Annotated in this window: 4 protein-coding genes and 1 pseudogene; all 5 read right to left on the reverse strand. The window is 69.9% G+C overall.

Translation table 11 applies throughout. From position 1 onward, the window contains the following. Positions 1-361: 361 nt before the first annotated feature. Positions 362-715, reverse strand: a pseudogene (locus tag QMK28_RS31305) (helix-turn-helix domain-containing protein); the annotation flags it as partial. Between the two features lie 304 nt (positions 716-1,019). Continuing rightward, complete coding sequence (locus QMK28_RS31310) at positions 1,020-2,750, reverse strand: type IV secretory system conjugative DNA transfer family protein (RefSeq protein WP_326443079.1); 1,731 nt, start codon at positions 2,748-2,750, stop codon at positions 1,020-1,022. Positions 2,751-2,786: 36 nt separating this feature from the next. After that, positions 2,787-4,184 carry an outer membrane protein assembly factor BamB family protein gene (locus QMK28_RS31315; RefSeq protein WP_326443080.1) on the reverse strand — a complete coding sequence of 466 codons (1,398 nt, stop codon included), beginning with the start codon at positions 4,182-4,184 and terminating at the stop codon, positions 2,787-2,789. Between the two features lie 61 nt (positions 4,185-4,245). Beyond that, entirely contained in the window at positions 4,246-6,405 is a 2,160-nt protein-coding gene (locus QMK28_RS31320; protein ID WP_326443081.1) for a peptidoglycan DD-metalloendopeptidase family protein, read from the reverse strand. A gap of 7 nt (positions 6,406-6,412) precedes the next feature. Continuing rightward, entirely contained in the window at positions 6,413-7,144 is a 732-nt protein-coding gene (locus QMK28_RS31325; RefSeq protein ID WP_326443082.1) for a hypothetical protein, read from the reverse strand. Positions 7,145-7,507: the final 363 nt, after the last annotated feature.

Consider the following 7,507-nt stretch of genomic DNA (forward strand, 5'->3'; position numbering starts at 1 on the left):
GCGGAGGGCTGTGGGGGCGACGGCTGCTTGAGCGGGGGGCGGGTGGGGTGCGGGGTGCGCGCGGCCGTCGCTCGGCGCAGGGGAGCGTGCGCCGGCCGCGCGCGGGGGGCGTCGCCCGGCCCCCGCCGGCTTCTCAGGCTGCGAGCCTCGCTTCGTACGACCGCGACCTCATCCGTGAGGTCGTCAGCGAGGTCGCTCGCGAGGCCCTCCGCGCCCGGGTGCGCCGAGTGCTCAGCTCTCCGATGTACGTGACCGGGTTGTCATCATCGCTCGGGGCGACGACGCGCACGGAGCTGAGGCTGCGCGCCGAGTTGACGGCGTTGACGGCGTTGACCGAGGTGGCGGGGGTGGCCCGGGTGGGGGCGGCGCGGGTCTTGGCCGATCGCGCCTGCGCGAGGCGGGCCAGCTCGCCCTGGCTCAAGGCGAGGAGATCGCCCAGCCCGAGGCCGAGGGCGTGGGCGGCGGCCGCGAGGACTTCGGAGGAAGCCTCCTTGCGTCCGCGCTCCAGCTCGGAGAGATACGGCATCGAGATCACGGCCGCGTCGGCCACATCCCGGAGCGTGCGTTCCTGGGCGAGGCGTTCGCGGCGCAGGACGTCACCGACGATGTGCCGCCAAAGGGGCTCTCTGGCCGCGGGTTTCGGGGCCGGCGCAGCAGCCGCTGCAACCGGGCGCAGGGGAATGACGCGGGCTTGGTTCGGCGCGTGGCTGCTCACCCCTCAAGGGTAGGAGCGTTGCGCCCGGTGGGGAGGGAGCGGTGTTCTGCCCTTGGCGAATTCGCGAGGCGGGGTGCGGGTGTCCGGGGAGCGGCGAGGCCCGCCGGAGTCCGTTGCGCGCGCTCCGCAGAGCAACGGAGTTGCGCTGCGGCGGGGTTGGTGCGGCAGCCATCGGGAGTCGACGTCTGCGGCGGGAAGGCTGGCCGGCGGCCGTGGGCGTCGAGCCGAGGTCGGCCCGGTCCTGCGCCGGGCCGGCCGGGGCCAACACCAAGCCGGCCGACCCCAGCCCCCCAAACCCCGCCCCCTACCGCACCCCCGGGTCGTACTTCGCCAGTGAAGCCTGGACCGCCCGCGCGTGCGGCCCCTCCCACCACGGGACCGTTTCCACCAGCACCGGCTTGGTGCCGGAGGCGAGCACCAGGGCCCGGCCGGGGGGCATCGAGCCGAGGTCGGAGACCTGGAGGACCCGCTCCCGGCGGCTGGACTGGTTCACACTGCGGTTGCCCGACCAGCCGCCGAATTCCGCTTCGCGGGTCGTCTGGTAGTCCGTCAGCTCGAACTCGCCCGCCAGCTCCGAGAGATCACCGAGGAACTTGGTGTCGGAGACACCGCCGCCGTAGACCCGTACGTTCGCCGCGGACCACAGCTTCTCCATGCCGCGCTCGCCCCACACCTCGATGCCCTGGGCCCAGGACTGGAGGATGGTCATCAAGATGATGCCGCGCGAGCCGTAGTGCGAGTAGAGGTCGGGCAGGTTGCGCCAGCGGCAGACGTTGGCGGCCTCGTCCAGTACGCCGACCAGCGGCAGCGGCAGCCGGCCGCCGCGCTGGGTGGTGGCGTACTCCTCGGCGGCCTCGACCACCGCGACGGTCAGTGCGGTCACCAGCGGCCCGGCGGAGTCGCGGCCCTCGCGGGAGAGGGAGAACAGCGTGGCGGCGGCCCGTACGAAGGCGTGCGGGTCGAACTCGGGCAGCGGCTCGCCGGGAGCGGGCGTCACCCAGCGGTTGACCTCGGGGTTCACCAGGCAGGACGCCATCTGCTGCGCGACGCCGTAGATGCCGCTGCGCTGCTTGTCCGGCGCGTTGAGCACGCCGTAGACGCCGTCGGCGGGCATGACGTGTCCGGCGCCGCGCAGGATGCGCTCGGCCGTGTCGTCCTTCGGGTTGGACAGCCAGGTGTAGATCTGGGTGATCGGCAGGCCGCCGGTGGCCGCCGCCAGCAGCAGGTTGGCCAGCAGGTCCTGGCCGGCCGGGTCGAAGAAGGCGTCGGTCGAGGCCGACGCGTCGCGGGAGCCGGACGCGAAGTGGTCGGCCATCTTGCGGGCCTTGGCGACGTCGGTGACGTACGAGAGCGGATTCCACCACCAGCTCGGCGACTCCTGGGCCACCTGCTGCGGGTCGAACACCCACACCGGGCCGCGGGCCGCGCGCGGGCCGCGTGTCGCGTCCACGATGTCCCGCTTGTTGGACGTCACGAGCACGGCGCCCGGGGCGTCGAGGATCGCGGGGATCGCCCGGCGCGTCGTCTTGCCGGTGCGCGGGCCCCAGATGTCGATGTGCATGTCCTCGAACGAGCCGTACAGCGGCTGCTTGCCCTGTACGGAACGGCCGATGAAGACTCCGGGGGAGCCGGTCTGCGCGCCGAGCCGGCTCGCGGTGGCCGCCGCGCCGTGGTGGGTGAGCTTGCCCAGCTCGCTGCCCTTGGCCAGATGCCGGGCCGCGGCGTCGACCTTGGGCTTGTTACGGAAGCGCTCGCGCACCCGGTACGCGGCGAGCCCGCAGACGCCCAGCAGCAGCGCCTCGGCGCCGGCGATCGCGTTGGCCGCGCCGCCGGGCCAGGAGTAGCCGCCCTTCACGAGCTGGATGACGAAGGAGAACGGGTCGCCGGGCGGCGCCGCCCCGTCACTGAACGAGGCGCCGGCCGCAGCGGCCAGCCACGCGGCGCTCACGCCGGCGAGCACGACCACCACGAGAATGACGATCTCGGCGGTCCAGTCGTCCTCGGCGCGTGGTTTCTTCTGCTGCTCTGCGGTCACCGCTGGGGTGTCCCTTCTGGTGTGCGGACGACCGGCTCAGACGGTCTTGGTGCGGAAGACGAAGAAGCCGTTCTCGCCGCTGACGACGGCATAGCCGTTGTCCGTGAACTCGGGGACTTCCTCGACCTTGCCGGGCAGGAGCTTCTTGGTGTCGGCGTCCAGCGCGACCGTGCCGCCTTCGTCGAGATCCGCGTAGAGGACACCATTGCCGGGCAAGGCCAGCGGCGTGATGTTCTGCTCGTCCGCCCCCTGACGCCACAGCTCCTCGCCGGTCTTCGTGTTCCAGGCGACGGCGCCTTCGCCGTATTGGATGACGGAGGTGTTGCCGTCAGGGGAGAGGACGCTGCTGTCGTCCTCACCGGAGTTGGTCCTGCTGATCGACGGACCTTCGGCGAGGCGGCGTCCGGTGCCGGCGTCGATCGTGGTGAGGATTCCGTCCAGCTCGCCGTATAGGGCCCACTCAAGGATCGCGCGATCGCCGTTCAGCGGAGAAGCGTACGAGGAGCTCGCTTCGTCCTCGGTGAACTTCTTGCGCAAGGAGTCCGGCGGAGCGAGGTCCTCGGTGCTCCACGCCTCCTTGCCGGTGAGAGTGTCGGTGGCCACTGACCAGTCGGCTCGGGGCTGGTAAGAGTGATCCTCGGAGACCGTGTATCCGAAGCCGGTCCCGATCGTCACGTCACCGTCGTCGTAGGGAAGCGTGCGGGCTTCGCCGCCGCCGATCGGGATGAGCTTGGTGTCCGTGTCCGTGTCGTCGACCACATAGCCATTGCGGACCGCCGCACTCTCGTATGTGAAATCGTCGAAGGTGGAACTGCCCAGCTTCTCGCCGGACGGCGCGTACATGGTCAGAACCGATTTGTCGGTCGCCTTCTTCAGGCCCTTCGCCTTGGTGGCGAGGTGCGTGCGGACCAGCACGGCCGGCGAGCCGTCCCGCCACTGGCCCACTTGCACGATCTGATTGGCCTCGCGGCCGACTAGGCCACTGTCCTCGACCGGCATCTTGATATCGAACGTCTTGCGCACCTTGCCGGTGGCGACGTCGTGGAGCCGGCCGACGAAATGGTCGTCGGGTCCCTGCGCGTCTATTTCCTCTTCGTCCATGCCCTCGGTGTCAACGGGAACACTCTCGACCAGTACGACGGCGTCGCCCACGGAGCAGATGGCGCCGTCCTGCTTGTCAGCCGGGAGGGAAGCGTCGCCCGCACACTGCCTCGATTGCTTGGAGTCGGTGCTCCATGCCTGCTGCTTCGCGAGGCCCGGTATCGGGGCGCCCCGGTAGGCCAGCCCCTTGGCCCCGGGAGCCTTGGCACCGGTTTTCGGTGCGTCCCCGCCGGCCTTGGAGCCGGCCTCCGAATCCCCGGACCCGCCGCATCCGGTGATGAGTCCCAGCGACAGGGCCACACCGATGACTGACGCGATACGAATCTGCTTCAACTTCCCCACTCTGCTTTCCTCATGAGCGCTTTCCTGTCGACCCCGAACCACTGGGCGGCCGTCAGGCGTCCTTCTGCTTGCCGCTTTTGCCGTCGCCCTCGACCGCGTTGGTGCCCTTCGGGATCGGCACCCGGTACACGCCGGTGATCTTGTCCTGGATGTCCCAGTTGCTGAACTCGACGTTCTTGCCGGGACGCGGGGCGTGGATGATCTTGTGGCCCTTGGGGTCCCAGACGAGGCCGACATGCTCGGAGCCACGTGCGCTCGGCCGGAAGAAGATCACGTCGCCGGGCTGCGCCTCCGACAAGGACACCTCATGGCTCTTGAGGTGCGGCTCCTGGTCGAAGGTGGTCGACCCGATGTTGATCTTTCCGTCGCTGGCCATGTAATAGGCCCACTGGGTGAAGCTGGAGCAGTCGAAGGTGGTGGGGTTCTTGCCCTGCAGGCGCGGCGCCCCCAGCACGTACGGGACACCGAGGCCGCGCTGCGCCCACCCGAGCACCGACCGGATCACCGGGTCGTCCGAGTCCGGCAGCACGCCGGTCGCGCCCGCGCCGTCGGGCGCGACGGCCGGGCTTTTGTGCTCGGCGGCGCAGGCCGCGTTCTCCGCGTCCTTGCTGTCCTTCTTGTCGGCGGCACCGGGCACACTCCCGTAGTCCGGTTTCGCCGTCACCTTGCCGTCGAGCCAGTCCGCCGGGTCGATCATTCCGGGGCCCTTGTCCTGGCCGCCGATGAACGGGTTGTCGACGCCCGGCACCCGGACCTCCCAGTGGAGGTGGGGCCCGGTCACGTTGCCGGTCGCGCCGACCGTGCCGATCTGCTGCCCGCGCTTCACGCTCTGTCCGACTGAGACCAGCATCTTCGTCTGGTGGCCGTACAGCGTCACCACGCCACCGGCGTGCTGGAGGTTGGTCTCATTGCCGTACGAGCCGCCGCCGGCCGCCTTGGTGACCTTGCCGTCGGCCGGGGCGAAGATGGGCGTGCCGCTGGGCGCCACCAGGTCCAGCCCGGTGTGGTAGCCGAGGCTCCACATGCCGCCGTTCTTGTGGTAGACCGTGCCGATCTGGTAGGTGCCCTTTTTCATCGGCCACTGCCAGTCCTTGCCGCTCACGTCGGGCTTGGCGGCCGGACGGGAGAGCGCCACGGGAGCCATGGCGGGTGTGACGGAGCGCGGGGCGGGGTCGGTGGCGGGGGCGCTGCGATCCGCGCTGCCGCGGTACGCGGCCTGCTCGGTGGAGCCGCCGTCCTTCTTCTCGCCCTTGCCGCTCTTGCCGCCGTCGAGAGGCGGAGTCGACCAGGACTTCGCCGCTGTGGCGGGGGTGCCCAGCGCCTTGCTCGGGTCCGCGTCGTTGCCGACCGGCTCGGGGATGTCCGACTGCTTGCCGAGGGTCGGGAAGCCGGGGTTCTTGTCGATGGTCTTCTTCAACTGGGCGTACCAGCGCTTGATGAGGTCCTGGTCGCCGGTGAGAGCGCCGCGGTAGCGGGCCGCCTGGGTGAGGACCACCCGCATGTAGATCGTGTTGGACTTCGTCGACCCGGAGTAGACGCGCAGTGCCTTGTCCGCGTTGGTCTCGGCCTTCTGCGCGTGCAGGTAGTTGGCGGTGGCGAACGCCGCGTCGTCGATGTTGTAGAGGTCCTTCTTGCCGTCACCGTTGCCGTCGGCGCCGTAGTCCGTCCAGGCCGGCTTGCCGAACTGCAGGATCCCCATGTAGCCGGCGCTGTTCTTGCCGCCAGGAGCGGCGGACTTGTCCTGCCCGAACTTCGTCTCCTGGTACATCTGCCCGACGATCAGGGTCCAGTCGAGGCCCTTGTACCGGGCGGCGCCGCGCATCGCGGCGAGAATCATCTTCGGCGGTATCTCGTTACGCGCCGTCTCGCTCGGCATGTAGACCTTGCCCGCGGGCATGATCGGATTCGTCGCGGCGGCCGGGCCCGTACTGCCCGCTTCGGCGTTCTCCCCGTAGTCCCCGCAGGCGGCCCCCGCAACGCCGCCGCCCATGCCTCCGACGAGGGAGGTGATCAGCACAATGATGAGGAGCCCGATGCCGGCGGCCGGCAGCAGGCCGCCACCACAGAGAATCAGTACCCACTTGGTGCTGCTGCTCTTCTTCTTGCCCCCCTCGCCGCCGCCTTGGCCGGAGACCAGCTGGGCCGCCTTTTTCGCGGTTTTGGCAGTTTTTACGGCCTTTGCCGCAGCGGCCAGTACGGCCGGAGCCACCATCGGGTACTCACTCTCCTGTCTGGTCGGAGGCGCCCACGTTGCCGAGACCGAAGAGATCGAACCCCGATACCTGCCACTGGCTGCCGCTCCGTTTGACGCTTACCAGCCAGGAGTTGGTCTCGGTGGTCTTCTTGCCGCCCTCGGTACGAGTGGAGGACACCTCCACCACGCTGGAGATCGTCTCTCCGCTGCCGCGGGCCACGTCATCCGAGATCAGCGCGTCGCGTTCGACGACCGCGCGGCCCTTCGAAGTGCACTTGGCGGCAAGACAGTTCGCCCATTCCTTGCCTGTCGGCAGGGCCGTCTCCTGCTTCATGACCGTCTCGCCCGTGGTCATTTCGAGCAGCGGCTTGACCCAGGGGCCGGCAACCGTGGAGTGGTCATAGGTGTTGACGCCGGCCATGTAGGCGGTCATGACGTCGTGGGCCTCGGCCACATCGGAGAGCGGGACGATCGGGGCGAGGCCGGCTTTTTCCTCGGCGGCGCTATCCCCTCCGGTGTCGCTGCTCCCGGCGCTGCCATCGTCCGCTCGGGCTGTGGCGGCGGGCTTGTCCGAGCCGGTCGACTCGGGCTCCTCGTCGTCGTCGAAAACGGTGAAGACCGTCAGCACGGCGATCAGCAGAAATCCGAGCAATCCCAGGGCGAGCAGCCCTGTGCGCTTGCGTTCCGCGTCCGACTCCAAGGCGCCGGGCCTCCCTTGTGACATGCCGGTCCGGCGATACGGGTGGGTGACCGGCACACGGTAGACGGAGGGTGTAGCAGCGGAGGAGTACGGCTTTCCTCACGCACGAGCGGCAAGGAAAGCCGGAGTCCTCAAGCCCGGACGCGGGTGAGGACTCGGGGAATCGATCTGTCAGATACCCACACCGTCGCCGGCGCCGTGCACGGGAAGAGCTGGCGGTGCCACGGAACGGGCAGGGGCGGCGGAGCGCGATACGGGTGCCGCCGGGCCGCGTGGGGTGGGGACGGCGGGTTTGGGCGTGATCTTGACACCCGGCATGAACTCGGCGCCGCGTCGTGGGGGTGCGGGCGGCGCGGGCGGCGCTGTGGGTGCTGGAGGTGCTGTGGGGGTGGGGCTGGTGGGCGCGGGGGCTGTGGGGGT

This window comes from Streptomyces sp. H27-D2 (assembly GCF_035828615.1).
Taxonomy (GTDB): Bacteria; Actinomycetota; Actinomycetes; order Streptomycetales; family Streptomycetaceae; genus Streptomyces.

Coding starts and splice junctions, on each gene's coding strand:
- QMK28_RS31320 (WP_326443081.1), bottom strand. CDS start 6,405: ATGGTGGCTCCGGCCGTACTGGCCGCTGCGGCAAAGGCCGTAAAAACT.